Below are 20,241 nucleotides of genomic sequence, written 5' to 3' on the forward strand. Positions count from 1 at the left end.
AAAGCCGCGCAGTGCGCGGCTTTGAAGGTGGTGGGCCCACACGGACTCGAACCGTGGACCAAAGGATTATGAGTCCTCTGCTCTAACCGACTGAGCTATAGGCCCTCAGAAGGCGGGCGGATTATACCGGCGCCTTGTCGGGGGCGCCAACCGTTTGACTGGGGCTGAGGAATTGCCGGGCGAAGACGTCGGCGGGGACGGGGCGGCTGACGATGTAGCCCTGGATCTGTTCGCAGCCTTCGGCGCGGAGGAAGGCTTCCTGGGCGGGGGTTTCGACGCCTTCGGCGATGACGGTGAGCTGCATGCTGTGGCCGAGGGCGATGATGGCGCGGGCGATGGCGGCGTCTTCCTGTTCGTGGGGGAGGCCGCGGACGAAGGATTTGTCGATCTTGATGATGTCGAGCGGGAGCCGCTTGAGGTAGCTGAGGGAGGAGTAGCCGGTGCCGAAGTCGTCGATGGCCAGTTGCAGGCCGAGGTCCTTGAGGGCGTGGAGGACGGCGAGGGCTTCTTCGGCCTGGCTCATGATGAAGGTTTCGGTGATTTCCAGTTGCAGGCGTTCGGCGGGGACGCCGGCGCTCCTGAGTTGCTGGTCGATGCGCTGGACGATGCCGGGCTGGCGCAGCTGGGCGCCGGCGAGGTTGACGGAGAGGGGGCCGAAGGGGGCGTGCTGCTCCTGCCATTCGCGCATCTGCCGGCAGGCTTCGCTGATGACCCAGTCGCCGAGGGTGAGGATGAAGCCGTTCTCTTCGGCGAGGGGGATGAAGCGTTCGGGGGATATGTCGCCGAAGAGGGGGTGCTGCCAGCGCAGGAGGGCTTCGGCGCCGATCAGGCGGCCGCTGCGCAGGCAGAGCTTGGGTTGGTAGTAGAGGCAGAGTTCGTGGCGTTCGAGGGCGCGGCGCAGTTCGTTTTCCAGGGCCATGCGTTCGGTGGCCTGGAAGGTGAGGTCGCGGGTGTAGAGCTCGACGCGGTTCCGGCCTTTGGATTTGGCCTGGTACATGGCGGCGTCGGCGTTCTTGACGAGGGTGGCGGTGTCGCTGCCGTGTTCGGGGAAGCGGCTGATGCCGATGCTGGCGCTGATGAAGAATTCGTGGTCCTGGGTCTCGAAGGGGGCGTTGAAGCAGGCGAGCAGGCGCTCGGCCAGTTGCTGGGCCTCTTCGGGGTGGCGCAGGTGCGGCAGGAGGATGATGAATTCGTCGCCGCCGAGGCGGGCGACGGTGTCGTTGCGGCCGAGCTGGTTGCCGAGGCGGGTGGCGATGCTCTTGAGGAGGACGTCGCCGATGGGGTGGCCGAGGCTGTCGTTGATGTGCTTGAAGCGGTCGAGGTCGAGGAACAGGACGGCGCCTTCGTGGCCTTCGCGTTCGCAGGCGGCGAGTGCCTGGCGCAGGCGGCTTTCGAAGAGGACGCGGTTGGGCAGGCCGGTGAGGGGGTCGTGGTGGGCCTGGTAGTCGAGCCGGGCCTGGGCTTGCTTGAGCGGTGAGATGTCGGCGAAGACGCCGACGAAGTGGGTGATCTGGCCTTCGGGGTTGCGGACGGCGTTGATGGTGAGCCATTCGGGGAAGGTTTCGCCGTCCTTGCGGCGGTTCCAGATCTCACCTTGCCAGTGGCCTTCGCGGTTGAGCTGGTCCCACATGTCGACGTAGAAGCCGCGATCGTGGTGGTTGGAGGCGAGCAGGCGGGGTGTCTGGCCGAGGGCTTCGTGTTCTTCGTAGCCGGTGATGGTGGTGAAGGCGCGGTTGACGGCGAGGATGCGTTGCTGGGTGTCGGTGATCATGACGCCTTCGGCGGTGCTTTCGAAGACGGTGGCGGCCTGGAGGAGCTCTTCCTGCATCTTCTGCCGGTCGGTGACGTCGCGGGCGATGGTGAGGATGCAGGCTTCGCCACCGACGGGCAGGGGCTGGGCGGAGAGTTCGCAGATGCGCAGGCTGCCGTCCTTGCTGCGGATGGGGGCGGTGTAGTGGCGCAGGCCGCCTTCTTCGCGGATGGCTTTGACCATGTGGTCGCGGTCGGCGGGATTGACCCAGATGCCGAGGTCGAGGGTGGTGCGGTGGTCGGCTTCGCCGAGTTCGTAGCCGGTGATGCGGGTGAAGCCTTCGTTTGCTTCGATGAGGCAGCCGTCGGCAAGGCGGGTGATGAGGAGACCGTCGGGCGAGGCGTGGAAGGCGCGGGCGAATTTCTCTTCGGAGAGGCGCAGGCGCTGCTGGGTTTCCTGCAGGACGGTGATGTCGCGCACGACGATGATGAGGGCGGGGACGCCTTCGACATCGGTGGGCTGGGCGGAGAGGAGGCCGGTGAAGCCTCGGCCGTCGCTGCGGCGGAAGGCCATTTCGAGATTGTGCAGGCTTTCGTGCTGGATGCGCTGGAGCAGGCCGGCGGCGAGGCTGGGGTCGGCCCAGAGGCCGAGTTCGGTGGCGGTGCGTCCGATGGCCTGTGCGGCACTGAGCCCGGTCTGTTGCTCGAAGGTCTGGTTGACGTCGAGCAGGCGGCCGTCGCTGCGGCGGGCGAGGGCGATGACGTCGGGGCAGTGGTGGAAGACGGTGGCGAACTTCTGTTCGGAGAGGCGCAGGGCTTCTTCGGTGTGCTTGGCTTCGGTGATGTCGATCATGAGGCCGCGGATGACGGGGACGTGGCCGTGGTGGATGAGGGTGACGATGTCGCGGATCCAGAGGATGCGGCCGTCGGCGGCGAGCATGCGGTAGTCGAAGCTGTGGTCGCGGCCGGCCTGGGTCTCTTGCTGGCAGTAGCAGAAGGCGCGTTCGGCGTCTTCGGGGTGGAGGGTGCGTTGCCAGAAGCCGGGTTGTTTCCATTCGTCGAGGGGGTAGCCGAGCAGGCGTTCGGCGTGGGGGGAGACGTAGGTGAAGCAGTAGTCGTCGAGGTTCATCTCCCAGGCGATGGCGTTGAGGCTTTCGACGAGGCCGCGGTAGTGCTGTTCGCTGTTGCGGAGTTCTTCTTCGAGCAGGGCGCGGCGGTTCATTTCGCCCCGCAGACGGCGGTTGATGCGCAGGACGAGTACGAGGACGAGCAGGGCGCCGAGCAGGGCGGGGATGACGTAGATGAGCTGGTCGGTCCAGACCGGGCGGCGGTCGATGACGCCGCCGACCCAGCGGTCCTGGATGGCATTCACCTGTTCGGCGGTGAGCTCGGCGAAGACTTTGTCGAGGATGCCGACGAGGATCGGTTCGCTCTTGGGGGTGGCCATCGCCAGTTGGTAGCGGTAGGGCGTTTCGCCGCTGATGAAGAGGCCGTCGAGCTTGAGCTGGCGGAGGCTCCAGACGCTGGAGGCGAGGTCGCTGACGAAGGCGTCGGCCTGGCCGGTGGCGAGAACCTGGAGGGCGGCGGCGACGGTGGGCGCGGTGAGCAGGTTGAGGTCGGGGTTGTGGGTGTGGAGCAGTTCGTGGGGGGCGTAGCTGTCGACGACGACGACCTTGAGGCCGTACAGGTCCTTGAGGGTCTTGGGTCGGGGGCCGTCTTCGCGGGCGAGGATGACGATGGGGAAGTCGAGGTAGGGGCGGGTGAAGCTGAGGTAGTCCTGGCGCTCGGGCGTGGACATGATGCCGGGCAGCAGGTCGATTTCGTTGCGTTTGGCGCGTTTGAGCACTTCACCCCAGCTGCCGGGGTCGATGGGCTCGAGGCGGATGTTGAGGCGGTCTTCGATGAGTCGGGCGTAGTCGGCGGCCAGGCCTTGGTAGCGGCCCTGGGTGTCGCGGAATTCGAAGGGGGGCCAGGCGGCATCGGTACCAAGGCGCAGGGTGGGATGGGCCTGGAGCCAGTCCTGTTCTGCCTGCGTGAGGGTCAGGGCTCCGGATGTGGGAATCCAGAACGCCAGGCACAGCAGGAGAATGGCAGACAGACGCGCCATGAGGGTCCCGTTCCAAGTTGGATACAGGCGTGAGTGTAGTCGGGGGAAATGGGGCTTTGGTAGCGAAAAGAAAGACCCCCGGGCGGGCCGGGGGTCTTGTCTTTTACTCGTCGAGGAAGGAGCGCAGGTGCTCGCTTCGCGACGGGTGGCGCAGCTTGCGCAGTGCCTTGGCTTCGATCTGGCGGATACGCTCGCGGGTGACGTCGAACTGCTTGCCCACTTCCTCGAGGGTGTGGTCGGTGTTCATGTCGATACCGAAACGCATGCGCAGGACCTTGGCTTCACGGGCGGTGAGGCCGGCGAGGACTTCGCGAGTGGCTTCCTTGAGGCTTTCGACCGTGGCGACGTCGATCGGGGACTGCATGGTGCTGTCCTCAATGAAGTCACCCAGGTGCGAATCTTCGTCGTCACCAATCGGGGTTTCCATGGAGATCGGCTCTTTGGCGATCTTCAGGACCTTGCGGATCTTGTCCTCGGGCATCTCCATGCGCTCGCCGAGTTCTTCCGGGGTGGGCTCGCGGCCCATTTCCTGGAGCATCTGGCGGGAGATGCGGTTGAGCTTGTTGATGGTCTCGATCATGTGCACCGGGATACGGATGGTGCGGGCCTGGTCGGCGATCGAGCGGGTGATTGCCTGGCGGATCCACCAGGTGGCGTAGGTCGAGAACTTGTAGCCGCGGCGGTATTCGAACTTGTCCACGGCCTTCATCAGGCCGATGTTGCCTTCCTGGATCAGGTCGAGGAACTGCAGGCCACGGTTGGTGTACTTCTTGGCGATGGAAATCACGAGACGCAGGTTGGCCTCGACCATCTCCTTCTTGGCACGGCGGGCCTTGGCTTCGCCGATGGACATGCGACGGTTGACGTCCTTGATCTCGGCGACCTTGAGGTCGACTTCCTTCTCGAGGTCCACCAGCTTCTGCTGGTTGCGCTTGATGTCGTCCAGCAGTTTGCCGATGGCTTCGGCGTACTTGGCCTTGCCCTTGGCGATGTCTTCGGCCCAGGTCAGGTCGACTTCGTTGCCGGGGAACAGGCGCAGGAAGTCGGCGCGCGGCATGCGGGCGTCACGGACGCACAGCTGCATGATGGCGCGTTCCTGGCCACGGACACGGTCCAGGGCGCCACGGACGCGCTCGACCAGGGCGTCGAACTGCTTGGGCACGAGCTTGATCGGCATGAACAGTTCGGCGAGGGCTTGCAGCTCCTCGGTGGCCTGCTTGCTGTCGCGGCCGTGCTTCTTGAGGGCCTTGCGGGCCTTCTCGAGCTGGTCGGATACCGCGGTGAAGCGGCGCAGGGCCTCTTCCGGGTCCGGACCGCCGTCACCTTCTTCCTCGGTGTCGTCGGATTCGCTTTCTTCGTCTTCTTCGTCTTCATCCTTGGCTTTGGCGGCGCTGTCGCTTTTCAGTTCGACAGGCTCGACTTCCTCGGCCGGCAGGCTGCCGTCGTCGGGGTCGATGTAGCCACTGAGGACGTCGGAGAGGCGGCCACCTTCAGTGGTGACGCGCTGGTATTCGGCGAGGATGCTGTCCACGGCGCCCGGGAAGTGGGCGATGGCGCTCATCACTTCGCGGATGCCTTCCTCGATGCGCTTGGCGATTTCGATCTCGCCTTCGCGGGTGAGCAACTCGACCGTGCCCATTTCGCGCATGTACATGCGGACCGGGTCGGTGGTGCGGCCGATGTCGGTCTCCACCGCGGCGAGAGCGGCTGCGGCTTCTTCCGCTGCGGCTTCGTCGGTGTCGGCCTCGGCCAGCAACAGGGCGTCCGCATCCGGAGCACTCTCGAATACGTTGATCCCCATGTCGTTGATCATGCGGATGATGTCTTCCACCTGTTCCGGATCGGAAATATCCTCCGGCAGGTGGTCGTTGACCTCCGCGTAAGTCAGGTAACCCTGCTCACGACCGCGGGCGATCAACTCTTTGAGGCGAGACTGCTGTTGCGCTTTTCCGGACATAACACCCTATCCACTGAAGGTCTTGGCGGGCTAAAAACAAGCCGAGGATTATACCAGAACCGGGGCCTCACGCGCCAGTTGGGCGGGAGGGGGCTGAGGATGGACTACGGCTGAGAAGGTCGCGCAGCTGGTCTTTCTCTTCTGCGCTGAGTTCGCTTTGCTTGGCTTTGCGTAGCAGTTGTTCAAGGCTGCGCTCGCGTTGGCGGGCCGACAACCTAGTTATAGTGTCGAAAAACTGTTGTTCAAGGTTGTCGCTGGAAATCAGCCATTCCTTTTCCGCCAGTGCTTGCAGCAGGCGCCCCTGCTCGGTGCCGTGCCAGCGGGCGATCAGTTGCAGTGAACGCAATTGGGGATTTTTCTGTACGGCTTCCAGCAGCGACACCATGAGCTGGGCGTAGCTGTCGTCTTCTGCGGCGAAGTGGCTGGCATTCTCGACTTTCTGCGCGAGTTGCGGGTGGTGCAGCAGCGTGCGCAGTGCGGTCAGCGTGGGTGATTCGACATGCACTTCGGTGCGTGGTGGGCGACGCGGTTCGCCCTTGCGATCCCACTTGCGGCCATCCTTCTTCCAGCCGTCCTTTTTCCACTCGCGCTTCGGTTGGGCGACGGGTGGTTCGTAGCTCATCTCCCGCATGGAGTCGCCGTACGCGTCGTAGGCGGGGGCGGCCTCGTAGGCGTAATCCTCCGTGTACGGCATGTGTTCGCTGACGGGGGCTGCCTGCGCCATCTGGCCGATGGCGTCGCCGCTGAGGCCGGTGATCTCGGCCAGTCGCTGGCGCATCAGGGCGCGCAGGTTGGCGCCGGGCACTTTGTCGATCAGTGGTGAGGCGAGCGTCACCAGGTGTGCCTTGCCTTCCAGGGAGCGCGGGTCGGCTTCTTCCTGCAGTTGGTGGAAGAAGTAGTCCGCCAGCGAGTGGGCGTGCTGGGTGATGCGGGCGCGGAAGGCGTCGGTGCCTTCGGCGCGGACTAGGCTGTCCGGATCTTCGCCTTCCGGAAGGAACAGGAAGCGTGCGCGGCGCCCGTCTTCTAGGCTCGGCAGGGTGGCTTCCAGGGCGCGCCAGGCAGCCTTGCGTCCGGCCTGGTCGCCATCGAAGCAGAACAGGATGCTGGGTACGAGGCGGAACAGGCGGCGGACGTGCTCTTCGCTGGTGGACGTGCCAAGGGTGGCCACGGCGTTGCGCAGGCCCTGCTGGGCGAGGGCGATCACGTCCATGTAGCCCTCGACGACCATGATCTCGTCGAGGTTGCGATTGCTCTTGCGTGCTTCGTAGAGCCCGTAGAGCTCCTGTCCCTTGTGGAAGACGGGGGTTTCCGGCGAGTTGAGGTACTTGGGCTTGTCATCCCCCAGTACGCGGCCGCCGAAGGCGATGATGCGCCCGCGGCTGTCGCGGATGGGGAATATGACCCGGTCGCGGAAGCGGTCGTAGCGCTTGCCGGTCTCGCTGTTCTCGATCAGCAGGCCGGCGTCGATCATGTGCTTCTGCTGCAGGGCGTCGGCGCCCATGTGCTTGAGCAGGTTGTCCCAGCCGGGCGGAGCGAAGCCCAGGCCGAAGTCGCGGGCGATCTCGCCGGAGAGGCCGCGTCCCTTCAGGTACTCGACGGCCGCCTTGCGGGTCGGGTGGCTTTTCAGGGCGCTCCGGTAGTAGTCGGAGGCCGCGCTGAGCAGGCCGTACAGCGGGGAGTCGGTCGGCTGGCGCGGGCGATTGCTGCGGCCGCCTTCCTCGCGTGGTACTTCCATGCCGGCCTTGCGGGCCAGTTCTTCGACAGCCTGGGGGAAGTCCAGGTTGTCGTGGTCCATGATGAAACCCAGCGCGTTGCCGCCTGCGCCGCAGCCGAAGCAGTAGTAGAACTGCTTGTCGGGGCTGACGCTGAAGGAGGGGCTCTTCTCGTTATGGAACGGGCAGAGGGCGCTGTAGTTCTTCCCGGCCTTTTTCAGCTGGATGCGCGATGCCACCACCTCGACGATGTCGGTGCGGTTCAGCAGGTCATCGATGAATCCTTGCGGGATCAGGCCGGCCATAGGGTGCTCAGGAGACGAAAAGGCTCAAAGCATAGGCCCTTGTCGCAATCGCGGCGACGTCGGGTGGACCCGGGCTGTAAAAACGAAAACTCCGATCTTCGCGATGCGAAGCGGAGTGGATTGCGGTGCCCCATTAATGCACTCGCCCGGCCGAGGCCGGGCGATGCTTGAGCGTGCGGCGAAGCCTGTTAACTCAGTACAGGCGCTCGCGGCGACGCTGTTCGCGCTGCACTTTCTTGGCGTGGCGCTTAACGGCGGCAGCGGCTTTGCGCTTACGCTCGGCGGTGGGCTTCTCGTAGAACTCACGGCTGCGGACTTCGGCCAGTACACCGGCTTTCTCGCAGGAGCGCTTGAAGCGACGCAGGGCTACGTCGAAGGGTTCGTTCTCTTTAACTTTGACGGCTGGCATCCAGGTCGTACCTTCACTAATTACCGGGGGTGAACGTGCTCCTGGCTTAGAGTGCGGGAGAACGTCGGTTTTCAAGGGTTGCGGATATTAACCCCTTGCCCCCTGGAATGCAAAGCCTTCAGTCGAAAAGCGCTGGTCGGGGAGGGGGGCGGCGATTATGATGCGCGCCTTCTTCATTGGCTAGTCCTTCAAGGTTCGATCCTCATGCTGGTGCTGGGTCTTGAGACCTCTTGCGACGAGACCGGCGTCGCCCTTTACGACAGTGAGCAGGGCCTGTTGGCCGATGCGCTGTTCAGTCAGATCGATCTCCATCGCGTCTACGGTGGCGTGGTGCCGGAGCTCGCCTCCCGCGACCACGTGAAGCGCATGCTGCCGCTGATTCGCGAGGTGCTGGCAGCGGCCGGCCGCAGTCCGCAGGACATCGATGGCATTGCCTATACCTCCGGCCCCGGCCTGGTGGGCGCCCTGCTGGTTGGCGCTTCCTGCGCCCAGGCCCTGGCGTTTGCCTGGGGTGTGCCGGCGTTGGGCGTCCATCATATGGAAGGGCATCTGCTGGCTCCGATGCTGGAGGAGCAGCCCCCGGTCTTTCCTTTTATTGCGTTGCTGGTTTCCGGTGGGCACACCCAGCTGGTGCGGGTGGATGGCATTGGCCGCTACCAGGTGCTCGGCGAGTCGGTGGACGACGCAGCCGGCGAGGCGTTCGACAAAACCGCCAAGCTCATCGGCCTAGGCTACCCGGGTGGCCCCGAGATCGCCCGGCTGGCGCAGTCCGGCACCCCGGGGCGATTCACCTTCCCTCGACCGATGACCGATCGTCCTGGGCTGGACTTCAGCTTCAGCGGTCTCAAGACCTTCGCCCTGAACACCTGGCAGCAGTGCCGGGACGCGGGCGATGCCGGCGAGCAGACGCGCTGCGACATCGCCCTGGCCTTCCAGCAGGCGGTGGTCGAGACGCTGGTGATCAAGTGCAAGCGTGCGCTCAAGCAGACCGGCCTCAAGCGCCTGGTCATCGCCGGTGGCGTCAGCGCCAACCAGTCCCTGCGCGAGTCCCTCGGGGCGATGTTGGGTGAGCTGGGCGGCGAGGTGTTCTATGCCCGCCCGCGCTTCTGCACCGACAACGGCGCGATGATCGCCTACGCCGGTTGCCAGCGGCTGCTGGCCGGCCAGAAGGATGGCCCGGCCATCGGTGTACAGGCGCGTTGGCCGATGGAGAGCCTGCCGGCCATCTGAGGCTGGACTGCCCGGAGTCTTCCGGGCATCCACTCCGATTTTCAGAAATGTCGTTCGCGTCCTGCGAAAAGGTCGCGTAGATTCCCCCGGTGCCGCCAGACGATGAGCCCGCACAGCGCGGACATCGGCAGCAGGGCCGCCGGCTGTTGCCAGGCCAGCAATGGCAGGGTCAGCGGCGTCGCGATGAGCGAGGCGAGCGAGCTGGTGCGGGTCAGGTAGAAGGTGAGTACCCACGCCGACAGTGCCAGCAGCGCTGCCGGTGGGTAGAGCCCCAGGAGCATGCCGGCGGCAGTGGCGACGCCTTTGCCGCCACGAAAGTTGAAGTACAGCGGGTAGAGATGCCCGAGCACGGCAGCCAGGCCGACCCAGGCCTGTTCCTGCAGGTCGAGACCAAGCAGGCGGGCGACCAGCACGGGCAGCAGCCCTTTGAGCAGGTCGCCCAGCAGGGTGAGGATGGCGAGGCGCTTGCCGGCCACCCGCAGCATGTTGGTGGCCCCGGGATTGCCCGAACCTTCGGCGCGCGGGTCGGCAGTGCCGAACACGCGACTGAGCAGGATGGCGAAGGACAGCGAGCCGAGCAGGTAGGCGAGGATCGCCAGCAGCCAGAACATTGGTATCCATTCCAGGGCGAGGAAGCCCTGATTCTAGCGGGGCAACACTGACGTGGACACGGTTTTCATCGAGGGCTTGGAAGTCGATACCGTTATCGGTGCGTACGACTGGGAGCGCAGTATCCGACAGTGCCTGCGTCTGGACCTCAGCATGGCCTGGGACAACCGCCCGGCTGCGGAAGGCGACGACCTGAGCAAGGCGCTCGATTACGCCGCCGTGTCCCAGCGCATCCAGGCCTTCGCCAGCGAGGCGACCTTCGAGTTGGTGGAAACCTTCGCCGAGCGCCTGGTGGCGCTGCTGATGAGCGAGTTCGGCATCCCGTGGATCCGCCTGCGGCTGCACAAGCCCGGCGCGGTGTCCGCTGCCAGCAGCGTCGGCGTGGAGATCGAACGCGGATGCCGCTGACCACGATCTACCTGGGCCTGGGCAGCAACATCGATCGGGAACGCCATCTCGTGGCGGGGCTCGAAGCCCTCTCCAGTTTCCTGCAGGACATGCGCTGCTCGCCGGTTTTCGAGAGCTTGCCGGTGGGGATTCGCAGCGGGAATTTCTTCAACCTGGTGGTCGAGGCCCGTACCGATCTGCCGTTGCATGACCTGGATCGCCGGCTCAAGGAGATCGAGGCGGACAACGGCCGCTACGCGCCCGGGCGCAAGGGGCTGCCCCTGGACATCGACGTGCTGCTCTACGGCGATCTGGTGGGTGACTTCGAGGGGCTGGTGCTGCCGCGTGCGGAAGTCCTGAAGAATGCCTTCGTGCTCTGGCCCCTAGCGCTGCTGGCGCCGGATCTGCAACACCCCGGCGCGCAGCGCCCGTTCGCCGACCTCTGGCTGGAGGCGTCCATCGACCAGGCGCTGTGGCCGGCCGCCTTCCGTTGGCGGGGCCTGGCGTTGACGCCGGGCGAGCTCCTCCAGGCCTACCCGGCGCCTGCCTGATCCTCAGTCAGCGACGACAATGATCACCACCCGGCGGTTTTCCTTGCGGCCCGCCGAGGTCGCGTTGTCGGCGATGGGGCGGGTCTGCCCCATGCCGCGCAGCTGGATGGCCTGCTTCTGCATGCCGTTTTCCTCCATCACCGTCCCTACGCTGCCGGCCCGGCGCTCCGAGAGTTGCCGGTTGTAGTCCGGCGCGCCGTAGTTGTCGGTGTGGCCTTCGAGGATCACGCCGGTGATACCCACCTTCAGCAGGGAGTGGGTGATGTCCGCGATGGTCTGGCGGCTGGCGTCGGAGATGCGCTCCGAGTTGTTGTCGAACAGCACCTTGCCGGAGAGGCCGAAGGCCCAGCCCTCATCCGTCAGCTTGAAGCCCTTGGCCTTGAGCATGGCCACCTGTTCTTCGCTCAGGCCTGGCTTGGGCGGTGCACTCTGGCACCCGGTTATCCACAGGAAGGCGATCAGCAGCCAGGTCAGGTGGAGGCTCGGGTGGATTTTCATGGTGGTTCTCCTGAACAACGGGGGTAAAAGACAGCGTTAACGCAGGGAGGCGGCCTGCCGACCGCTCTGGTTCCTCTTGGCCCTGTACATGGCGGTGTCGGCTTGCTGGAGCAGTTCGTCGAGCGAACTGGCGTCCTGGGGATAGATGGCGATGCCGATGCTGAGCGAGGCGACGATCTCGCTGCTGCCTGTCAGGGGGATGGGGGGCAGCATGCTGGCGAGGATCTTGTCGGCGATGCGCTGGGCGTCTTCGAGGTCATGCAGTGGCGACAGCAGCACGGCGAACTCGTCCCCGCCCAGGCGGGCCACGAGGTCCTCCTCGCGCAATTGGCTGCGCAGTCGTTCGGCGATGCTGATCAGGACCTGGTCGCCAGCCCCGTGGCCCAGCTCGTCGTTGATGGCCTTGAAGCGGTTGCAGTCGAGGAACAGGAGGGCGAAGCGCCCGCCAGTCAGCTTGGCTTGCCGCACGGCGCGGGTCAGCGCCGGTTCGAACTGGCTGCGGTTCGGCAGGCCGGTCAGGGGATCGTGGCTGGCCTGGTGGGCCAGCGAGGCGTTCTCCCGCTGCAGCTGGTTCTGCCAGGCTTCGATCTCATCCAGCAGCTGGTTGAAGTCCTCTCCCAGCTCGTGCAGTTCGACGATGGGGGACGAGGGCACCCGGCGGGCGAAGGTGCGCTCCCGGGCAATGGTGCGGGCCACGGCCGAGAAGGCCCGCAGCGGTGCCATCAGCTCGCGCTGGGTGCGGCGCGAGTAGAGGTTGGCGACCAGGCTGCCGATGGCGAGGCAGAGCAGGAGCGCCAGCGCGCCATTCTGCAGGAAGCGGCTCAGGTTGCTGCCCTGGCTGCTCAGTTGCAGCTCGCCAACGGTGCGCCCCTGGTACTGGATGGGGTAGCGCAAGGGCTGGCTGAGCAGCAGGTCGGCCAGGCCGCGTTCAAGCGCGCTCCAGCCATGGGTGGCGGGGCGTTGCCAGTCCACCAGGAGGGATCGCTGGCTGTCCAGTACGCGCACTTCGGCCAGGTCCTCGGGGGCGGCGATCAGTTCAAGGCTTTCCTGCACGGCGGCTGCATCACGGAAGACCACGGCGGCTTCGAGGGTGTAGCCCAGGGAGCGGGCGAGCAGGTGCAACTGGTACTCGGCGTAGTTGCGCAGTGCGAGCACGCCCAGCAGGGTCAGCGTGAGTGCGGTGAGGCTCATGGCCAGCAGGATGCCGCGCAGTTGCGTCCGCCACAGCAGGCGGCTGAGGGTGTAGGCATGAGGGCGGGTGACCTGGCGTCGACGGTTCATGGCTGAGCCCTGTTGCGACGCCCCAGTTGCAGGACCTGGGGATGGATGCGCAGACCGCTGCGGGCGACGGCATCCAGATTAACGGCGAAGCTGACGCGGGTATTCTCGATATCCAGGCAGAACAAGCTGCCATCACTGCAGGCATCGGCGCTTTCGCTGATGGTCAGCACGGGGTTGTCGGCCAGGCGACCCAGCAACCGCTGGCGTGACCCGGGGTCGAGGATGCCGATGTAGAGGGCATCACACGTGGTTTCCAGGTCTGGAGAGTCCTGGAGCAGGCGTCGACTGGAAACGGGAATCTCGTAGTCGCGGCTCACGCCGGCAAGCAGGCGGTCCGCGTATTGGGTCGGGCCGGTGATGCACAGGGCGATCCGGTCCTTGGGCTGCGGCCAGCGGCTGTAGGCCAGGATGCCTTCTACCGCCTGGCGTACTCGCTCACCACGGATCTCGGCCGGATTCGGTGTCGGCTCCTGGGCCGTTGCGCTGAGCGCCAGCAGCCCCAACAGCAGGCCCAGCTGCCAGGGATGAAGGTTCCACGAGAGCACCTGCAGCCTCCTGGGCTCTCGCTGCGCGCGAGAGTGTTCGCCAAAAAAACGGCGCCAACATCCATTTGATAAATCAAAGGTCTAGATGGGCCAAATATTTGGCAGCCTACCAAGGACAGGCAGGTGTGGCTACTGGCTAGCAGCGGGCTGATGGGCCGAGCGGTAGGCGGCGAGTGCGGCGATCCGTTCCCGCGAGAGCGCTTCGCCGAGGGCTGCGCCGCTGAGTCCCTTGGCCATCAGCTCCTTCACGCCGACTGCACGGGCCGCCGTCGCGGCACCACGCAGGTAGGCGGCCTGGGGATAGTCCCGGTCTTCCAGGCCGGTACGACCCCGGGCGTCCATCTCGCAGGCGGCGATGAATTCATCGAAGCGCTGCGGGCGGCGATAGACGTCGAAGGCCTGCATCAGGGTGGCCAGGGTACCGGGACGCAGCTCCAGGGCGCGGTGAGCATGGGTGTGGTACTCGCACACCAGCAGCGCGAGTTCCTGGCAGTCGCGCGGTGCCTTGCAGCGCTCGTTCACCGTCTTGATCGGCGCCAGGCCCCGTTGTTCGTGCTGGAGGTGGCGCGGCCACTCTTCCGGCGGGGTCAGGCCCTTGCCGAGGTCGTGCAGCAGACAGGCCCAGCGCACGGTGAGGGGCTGCTGGTGCTCGGCGCATTGGCGCAGGACTGCGAGGACGTGCAGGCCGGTGTCGACTTCGGGGTGGTGGGTCGGTGGCTGGGGCACGCCGAACAGGGCATCCAGTTCCGGCATCCAGGCCTTCAGGGCGCCGCAGGCGTGCAGGACCTCGATGAACACATCGGGCCGGGGCTCCATCAGGGCGCGTGAGACTTCCTTCCAGGTACGTTCGGCTGTCAGCGCATCCAGTTCGCCGGATGCGGCGATCTGGCCCATGAGCCCGAGGGTTTCCTCGGCGACGCGGAAGCCCAGTGGGGCGTAGCGGGCGGCGAAGCGGGCGACCCGCAGGACGCGCAGCGGGTCTTCGGCGAAGGCCGGGGAGACGTGGCGGAGGATGCGTTGCTCCAGGTCGCGCTGGCCACCGTAGGGGTCGACCAGGCGGCCGTCGGCGTCTTCGGCGATGGCGTTGACGGTGAGGTCGCGGCGGATCAGGTCGTCTTCGAGGGTTACGTCCGGGCTGGCGTAGAAGGTGAAACCGCCATAGCCACGACCGCTCTTGCGCTCGGTGCGGGCCAGGGCGTACTCATCGCCGGTGTCGGGGTGGAGGAACACCGGGAAGTCGGCGCCCACCGGTTTGTAGCCAAGCGCCAGCATCTGTTCGGCACTTGCGCCCACCACTACCCAGTCGTTTTCGGTGACCGGTCTGCCCAACAGGCGGTCACGTACGGCGCCGCCCACCTTGTATATCTGCATGCTCATTTCCTCCGAGGCTGCGGAGGATAGCAGCCTGGCCGGCCGTGGCGACCGGTATCTGCCGGACCAGTGCCTCGACGGCGGTCTGCAGCAGTTCGGCACTGTCCCAGGCGGGGCTGAGGCCGGTGCTGGCGGTGCCTTCCCAGAGCACCTGGCCTGCCAGGTCGGTAATGCGCAGGCGCAGGGTGCCGGTGGCGTCGCGCAGGCGGTGGATGGCCTGGTAGCCGCCGAGCGGGGTGGGCGGTGCCTCGTCGACACGGAACTCCAGCGGCGCATCCTGCAGGGCCAGCCAGTAGTAGACGCGCAGCTCCGGCTGCTGGCTTTCGTGGTAGCCGCGCTCAGCCAGTTGCTGGCGCAGCAGCGGGGCGAGCTGTCGATAGTGGGCGCGGTAGGGGGCTTCGCCCTGCACGGCCTGCTCGGGGGCGATGAGTTCGAAGCTGGCGTGGCCCACCAGAGAAGGGTTGGCCGGATGGGTGACCTGAATGCCGGGGATGTGGCTGGAGCAGGTGGCCAGTGCCAGGCACAGCAGCAGGACGAGGAACAGGCGCATCGACGCTCTCCATGGGCGATGGACCGCATGCTCGGGCGCACCCGGGCAGGCGGTCAACCGATCAAATGGGCGGGATGACCAGATCCAGGCGCGGGTACTCGCCGTCCTCGCCCCGTTCACCCTTTGGGGGCATGTGGAAGGTCCCCGTGATGTTGTCGCCGTTGAGTGTTTCCAGGTGGATGTCGAACCCCCACAGGCGGTGCAGGTGGCGCATCACCTCTTCGGTGGATTCGCCGAGCGGTTTTCGGTCGTGCTGCTGGTGGCGCAGCGTGAGCGAGCGGTCACCCCGGCGGTCGACGTTCCAGATCTGCACGTTGGGCTCGCGGTTGCCGAGGTTGTACTGGGCAGCGAGGGTTTCGCGGATGATCCGGTAGCCGGGTTCGTCGTGGATGGCCGGGACCAGCAGTTCGTCCTTCTGGTCGTCGTCGAGGATGCTGAACAGCTTGAAGTCGCGGATCACCTTGGGCGAGAGGAACTGCAGGATGAAGCTCTCGTCCTTGAAGCTCTTCATGGCGAACTTGATGGTGGAGAGCCAGTCGCTGCCGGCGATGTCGGGGAACCAGCGTTTGTCTTCCTCGGTGGGCTCCTCGCAGATGCGGCGGATGTCGCGGTACATGGCGAAGCCCAGGGCGTAGGGGTTGATGCCGCTGTAGTAGGGGCTGTCGAAGCTGGGCTGGTAGACCACGCTGGTGTGGGACTGGAGGAACTCCATCATGAAGCCGTCGGTGACCAGGCCTTCGTCGTACAGGTCGTTCATCAGGGTGTAGTGCCAGAAGGTGGCCCAGCCTTCGTTCATCACCTGGGTCTGGCGCTGTGGGTAGAAGTACTGGGCGATCTTGCGCACGATGCGCACGATCTCGCGCTGCCAGGGCTCCAGCAGCGGGGCGTGCTTCTCGATGAAGTAGAGGATGTTCTCCTGGGGTTCGGCCGGGAAGCGGCCCTTGTCCTTGTCGTCGGACTTGCCATGGCCTTTGGGAATGGTGCGCCAGAGGTCGTTGATCTGCCGTTGCAGGTGCTCTTCGCGCTCCTTCTGCCGGCGCCGCTCTTCTTCGGCGGAGATGGGGTAGGGGCGCTTGTAGCGGTCGACCCCGTAGTTCATCAGGGCGTGGCAGGAATCCAGCAGATTCTCCACGGCATCGATGCCGTGCCGTTCTTCGCACTGGTTGATGTACTGCTTGGCGAACACCAGGTAGTCGATGATCGAGCTGGCGTCGGTCCAGGTGCGGAACAGGTAGTTGCCCTTGAAGAAGCTGTTGTGGCCGTAGCAGGCGTGGGCGATCACCAACGCCTGCATGGTGATGGTGTTCTCCTCCATCAGGTAGGCGATGCAGGGGTCGGAGTTGATCACGATCTCGTAGGCGAGGCCCATCTGGCCGCGGCTGTACGACTTCTCGGTGCTGAGGAAGTGCTTGCCGTAGGACCAGTGGTGATAACCCAGGGGCATGCCCACGGAGGCGTAGGCATCCATCATCTGTTCGGCAGTGATGATCTCGATCTGGTTGGGGTAGGTGTCGAGTGCATAGCGTTCGGCCAGGCGGCCGATCTCGCGGTCATAGGCTCGGATGAGGTCGAAGGTCCACTCCGATCCCGTGGAGATCGGCTGCCTTTTCTTCTCTTTCGCGGTCATGGCGCAGCCCTCAGGTAACCAGCCGGCGCTGGAAGAGTTCGCGGAACACCGGATAGATGTCGGACGCCGAGACGATCTGCTGCTGGGCAAAGGTATCGGCGAACGCCTCGCACACCTGCTCGTACTCGAACCACAGCGCCTGGTGCTCGCGCGGGGTGATCTCGACGTAGGTGTAGTACTGGACGAACGGCATGATCTGCTTGATGAGGATGTCGCGGCAGATGGGTGAGTCGTCGTTCCAGTTGTCGCCGTCCGAGGCCTGGGCGGCATAGATGTTCCATTCGTTGATGGGATAACGCTCGGCCATGATCTCCTGCATCATCTTGAGTGCGCTGGAGACGATGGTGCCGCCGGTTTCGCGGGAGTAGAAGAACTCTTCCTCGTCCACTTCCTTGGCGCTGGTGTGGTGGCGGATGAACACCACTTCGATCTTGTCGTAGTTCCGCTTGAGGAACAGGTACAGGAGGATGAAGAAGCGCTTGGCGATGTCCTTGGTCGCTTGGGTCATGGAGCCGGAGACGTCCATCAGGCAGAACATGACGGCCTTGGAGCTGGGGTTGGGCTGTTTGACCAGCAGGTTGTACTTGAGGTCGAAGGTGTCGAGGAAGGGCACCCGCTCGATGCGGGCGCGCAGCCGGGCGATCTCGGTTTCCAGCTCCTGGATGTCGCCGAAGTTGTCCGGCTCCTCACGCTTGAGGCGCGCGAGTTCCTCCTTTGCTTCCCGCAGCTTGGCGCGGCTGGAGCCGGAGAGGGCGATGCGCCGGGCATGGGCGGAGCGCAGGGTGCGGACGATGTTGATGCGCGAGGGGTTGCCTTCGTTGCTGATGCCGGCGCGCACGGTCTTGAAAGTGTCGGCACCGGTCAGGTGGCGTTTCACCAGGTTGGGCAGCTCGAGGTCCTCGAACATGAAGTCGAGGAACTCTTCCTGGGTGATCTGGAAGACGAATTCGTCCATCCCGTCGCCCTGGTTGCTGGCCTTGCCACTGCCGCGTCCGCCGCCTCCGCCCTGGGGGCGAGGGATGCGTTCACCGGCGGTGAATTCCTTGTTGCCCGGGTGGACGATGGTCTGCCGGCCGCCACGGCCGTGGTGCAGGACGGGCTCGTCGATGTCGCGGCCGGGGATGCTGATCTGCTCGCCGTGCTCCATGTCGGTGATGGAGCGCCGGCTGACGGCCTCCTCCACGGCCTTCTTGATGTGCTCGCGGTAGCGCCGCAGGAACCGCTGGCGGTTCACGGTGCTCTTGTTCTTGCCGTTCAGGCGTCGGTCGATCACATAGCTCATAGATGCCCCTCCGGGGCAGCGTCAGGCTGCCAACCGCAGGCTGCGGCGGGGAGCCCCGCACGCAGCGTGCAGCTGATGACTTGCGGCTGCTGTTATTGCGACTTGCGTACCCGCAGGTACCACTCGGACAGCAGGCGGACCTGCTTCTCGGTGTAGCCGCGCTCGACCATGCGCTTGACGAAGTCGTTGTGCTTTTGCTGCTCCTCTTTGCTGCCTTTGGCGTTGAAGCTGATGACCGGCAGGAGGTCCTCGGTGTTGGAGAACATCTTCTTCTCGATGACCACCCGCAGCTTCTCGTAGCTGAGCCAGCTGGGGTTCTTGCCGTTGTTGTTGGCCCGGGCGCGCAGCACGAAGTTGACGATCTCGTTGCGGAAATCCTTCGGGTTGCTGATGCCGGCGGGCTTCTCGATCTTCTCCAGTTCCTCGTTGAGGGCCACGCGGTTGAGGATCTCGCCGGTCTCCGGGTCGCGGTATTCCTGGTCCTGGATCCAGAAGTCCGCGTACAGCACGTAGCGGTCGAAGATGTTCTGGCCGTACTCGCTGTAGGACTCCAGGTAGGCGGTCTGGATTTCCTTGCCGATGAATTCGATGTAGCGCGGCGCCAGGTACTCCTTGATGTAGCGCAGGTAGCGCTCGCGTACTTCGGCGGGGAACTGCTCCTGCTCGATCTGCTGCTCCAGCACGTAGAGCAGGTGCACCGGGTTGGCGGCGATCTCGTGGGGGTCGAAGTTGAAGACCTTGGACAGGATCTTGAAGGCGAAACGGGTGGACAGGCCGTTCATGCCCTCGTCGACGCCCGCCGAGTCACGGTATTCCTGGATCGACTTGGCCTTGGGATCGGTGTCCTTGAGGTTCTCGCCATCGTAGACGCGCATCTTGGAGTAGATGTTGGAGTTCTCCGGCTCCTTCAGGCGCGAGAGCACCGAGAACTGGGCGAGCATGCGCAGGGTGTCGGGCGCGCAATGGGCCTTGGCCAGCGAACTGTTGATCAGCAGCTTGTCGTAGATGCGGATCTCGTCGGTGACGCGCAGGCAGTAGGGCACCTTGACGATGTAGATCCGGTCGATGAAGGCCTCGTTGTTCTTGTTGTTGCGGAAGCTGTGCCACTCGGACTCGTTGGAGTGGGCCAGCAGGATGCCGCTGTACGGGATCGCGCCCAGGCCTTCGGTGCTGTTGTAGTTGCCCTCCTGGGTGGCGGTGAGCAGCGGGTGCAGGACCTTGATGGGCGCCTTGAACATCTCGACGAACTCCATCAGGCCCTGGTTGGCACGGCACAGGGCGCCGGAGTAGCTGTAGGCGTCCGCGTCGTTCTGCGGGTACTCCTCCAGCTTGCGGATGTCGACCTTGCCGACCAGGGCGGAGATGTCCTGGTTGTTCTCGTCACCCGGTTCGGTCTTCGCCACGGCGATCTGGTTGAGGATCGACGGGTAGAGCTTCACCACGCGGAACTGGCTGATGTCGCCGCCGAACTCCTGCAGGCGCTTGGTGGCCCAGGGCGACATGATGCTGGAGAGGTAGCGGCGCGGGATGCCGTAGTCCTCTTCGAGGATCGCGCCATCCTCGGCGGCGTTGAACAGGCCCAGCGGGGACTCGAACACCGGAGAGCCCTTGATGGCGTAGAAGGGCACCTTCTCCATCAGCTGCTTGAGCTTCTCGGCCAGGGACGACTTGCCGCCGCCCACCGGGCCCAGGAGGTAGAGGATCTGTTTCTTCTCTTCCAGGCCCTGCGCGGCATGGCGGAAGTACGCGACGATCTGGTCGATGCACTCTTCCATGCCATGGAAGTCGGCAAAGGCCGGATAGCGGCGGATCACCTTGTTGGAGAAGATCCGCGACAGGCGTGGATCGGAAGAGGTATCCAACAGCTCGGGCTCGCCGATCGCCATGAGCATGCGCTCTGCGGCGGTGGCGTATGCGCTCCTGTCCTGTTTGCAGAGGTCCAGGTACTCCTGCAGGGAATACTCTTCCTGGCGAGTGGCTTCGAAGCGCTGTTGGAAGTGGCTGAAAATGCTCATTGCGTCACCTCGCTGGATACGGGAGCCGGCGGGATCGGTCACGCGGGTGGGCAGTC

At 65.0% G+C, this 20,241-nt stretch carries 16 protein-coding genes and 1 tRNA gene; 3 read left to right on the forward strand and 14 right to left on the reverse strand.

The genetic code is table 11. The features are described 5' to 3' along the window. Window positions 1-28: 28 nt before the first annotated feature. The 5 genes from BM198_RS02295 to rpsU all read right to left on the reverse strand — a co-directional run bounded on the left by BM198_RS02295 (window position 29) and on the right by rpsU (window position 8,239). A tRNA-Ile gene (locus BM198_RS02295) sits at window positions 29-105 on the reverse strand. A 16-nt stretch (window positions 106-121) separates the two neighbouring features. Continuing rightward, window positions 122-3,856: a bifunctional diguanylate cyclase/phosphodiesterase gene (locus BM198_RS02300; RefSeq protein ID WP_074967456.1), complete on the reverse strand. Its 3,735-nt coding sequence runs from the start codon at window positions 3,854-3,856 to the stop codon at window positions 122-124. Between the two features lie 103 nt (window positions 3,857-3,959). Further along, entirely contained in the window at window positions 3,960-5,813 is a 1,854-nt protein-coding gene (gene rpoD / locus BM198_RS02305) for an RNA polymerase sigma factor RpoD (protein WP_044405638.1), read from the reverse strand. A 67-nt stretch (window positions 5,814-5,880) separates the two neighbouring features. Beyond that, window positions 5,881-7,830, reverse strand: coding sequence for a DNA primase (gene dnaG, locus BM198_RS02310; protein WP_074967458.1), 1,950 nt, complete (start codon window positions 7,828-7,830; stop codon window positions 5,881-5,883). A 193-nt stretch (window positions 7,831-8,023) separates the two neighbouring features. Then, a complete protein-coding gene (gene rpsU, locus BM198_RS02315; protein WP_003085057.1) occupies window positions 8,024-8,239 on the reverse strand; it encodes a 30S ribosomal protein S21 in 216 nt (71 codons plus the stop codon). A gap of 204 nt (window positions 8,240-8,443) precedes the next feature. On the opposite strand from rpsU, the gene tsaD reads away from it, so the two are divergent. Further along, window positions 8,444-9,469, forward strand: coding sequence for a tRNA (adenosine(37)-N6)-threonylcarbamoyltransferase complex transferase subunit TsaD (gene tsaD, locus BM198_RS02320; protein ID WP_074967460.1), 1,026 nt, complete (start codon window positions 8,444-8,446; stop codon window positions 9,467-9,469). 41 nt (window positions 9,470-9,510) lie between these two features. On the opposite strand, the gene plsY is transcribed toward tsaD, so the two are convergent. Beyond that, window positions 9,511-10,080 (reverse strand): glycerol-3-phosphate 1-O-acyltransferase PlsY, encoded by a 570-nt coding sequence (plsY, locus tag BM198_RS02325; protein WP_074967462.1) that lies wholly within the window; start codon window positions 10,078-10,080, stop codon window positions 9,511-9,513. A gap of 52 nt (window positions 10,081-10,132) precedes the next feature. On the opposite strand from plsY, the gene folB reads away from it, so the two are divergent. Together folB and folK are read left to right on the forward strand one after the other, a co-directional pair. Further along, a complete protein-coding gene (gene folB, locus BM198_RS02330) occupies window positions 10,133-10,486 on the forward strand; it encodes a dihydroneopterin aldolase (RefSeq protein WP_044405660.1) in 354 nt (117 codons plus the stop codon). Further along, window positions 10,477-11,016 (forward strand): 2-amino-4-hydroxy-6-hydroxymethyldihydropteridine diphosphokinase, encoded by a 540-nt coding sequence (gene folK, locus BM198_RS02335; protein ID WP_074967464.1) that lies wholly within the window; start codon window positions 10,477-10,479, stop codon window positions 11,014-11,016. The genes folB and folK overlap by 10 nt, the downstream gene beginning before the upstream one ends. A 3-nt stretch (window positions 11,017-11,019) precedes the next feature. Here folK and BM198_RS02340 read toward each other — a convergent pair whose 3' ends face one another. The 8 genes from BM198_RS02340 to BM198_RS02375 all read right to left on the reverse strand — a co-directional run bounded on the left by BM198_RS02340 (window position 11,020) and on the right by BM198_RS02375 (window position 20,185). Beyond that, window positions 11,020-11,514 carry an outer membrane lipoprotein YfiB gene (locus BM198_RS02340; protein WP_074967466.1) on the reverse strand — a complete coding sequence of 165 codons (495 nt, stop codon included), beginning with the start codon at window positions 11,512-11,514 and terminating at the stop codon, window positions 11,020-11,022. A gap of 36 nt (window positions 11,515-11,550) precedes the next feature. Next, on the reverse strand, window positions 11,551-12,795 hold the full coding sequence (locus BM198_RS02345) for a diguanylate cyclase DgcN/YfiN (protein ID WP_074967468.1): 1,245 nt from the start codon (window positions 12,793-12,795) through the stop codon (window positions 11,551-11,553). After that, window positions 12,792-13,340 (reverse strand): regulatory sequestration protein YfiR, encoded by a 549-nt coding sequence (locus tag BM198_RS02350; RefSeq protein WP_244165660.1) that lies wholly within the window; start codon window positions 13,338-13,340, stop codon window positions 12,792-12,794. The genes BM198_RS02345 and BM198_RS02350 overlap by 4 nt, the downstream gene beginning before the upstream one ends. Window positions 13,341-13,469: 129 nt before the next feature. Then, the gene (locus BM198_RS02355; protein ID WP_074967472.1) at window positions 13,470-14,711 is read right to left on the reverse strand and encodes a multifunctional CCA addition/repair protein; all 1,242 of its coding nucleotides are present in this window, start codon (window positions 14,709-14,711) and stop codon (window positions 13,470-13,472) included. Continuing rightward, window positions 14,677-15,261 (reverse strand): DUF4136 domain-containing protein, encoded by a 585-nt coding sequence (locus tag BM198_RS02360; RefSeq protein ID WP_074967474.1) that lies wholly within the window; start codon window positions 15,259-15,261, stop codon window positions 14,677-14,679. Before BM198_RS02360 ends, BM198_RS02355 begins: the two co-directional genes overlap by 35 nt. 61 nt (window positions 15,262-15,322) lie before the next feature. After that, complete coding sequence (locus BM198_RS02365; RefSeq protein WP_044405670.1) at window positions 15,323-16,888, reverse strand: SpoVR family protein; 1,566 nt, start codon at window positions 16,886-16,888, stop codon at window positions 15,323-15,325. A gap of 10 nt (window positions 16,889-16,898) precedes the next feature. Beyond that, window positions 16,899-18,170, reverse strand: coding sequence for a YeaH/YhbH family protein (locus BM198_RS02370; protein ID WP_044405672.1), 1,272 nt, complete (start codon window positions 18,168-18,170; stop codon window positions 16,899-16,901). A 92-nt stretch (window positions 18,171-18,262) separates the two neighbouring features. After that, on the reverse strand, window positions 18,263-20,185 hold the full coding sequence (locus tag BM198_RS02375; RefSeq protein ID WP_044405674.1) for a PrkA family serine protein kinase: 1,923 nt from the start codon (window positions 20,183-20,185) through the stop codon (window positions 18,263-18,265). Between the last annotated feature and the right edge of the window lie 56 nt (window positions 20,186-20,241).

The sequence above is a fragment of the Metapseudomonas otitidis genome, assembly GCF_900111835.1.
Lineage (GTDB): Bacteria > Pseudomonadota > Gammaproteobacteria > Pseudomonadales > Pseudomonadaceae > Metapseudomonas > Metapseudomonas otitidis.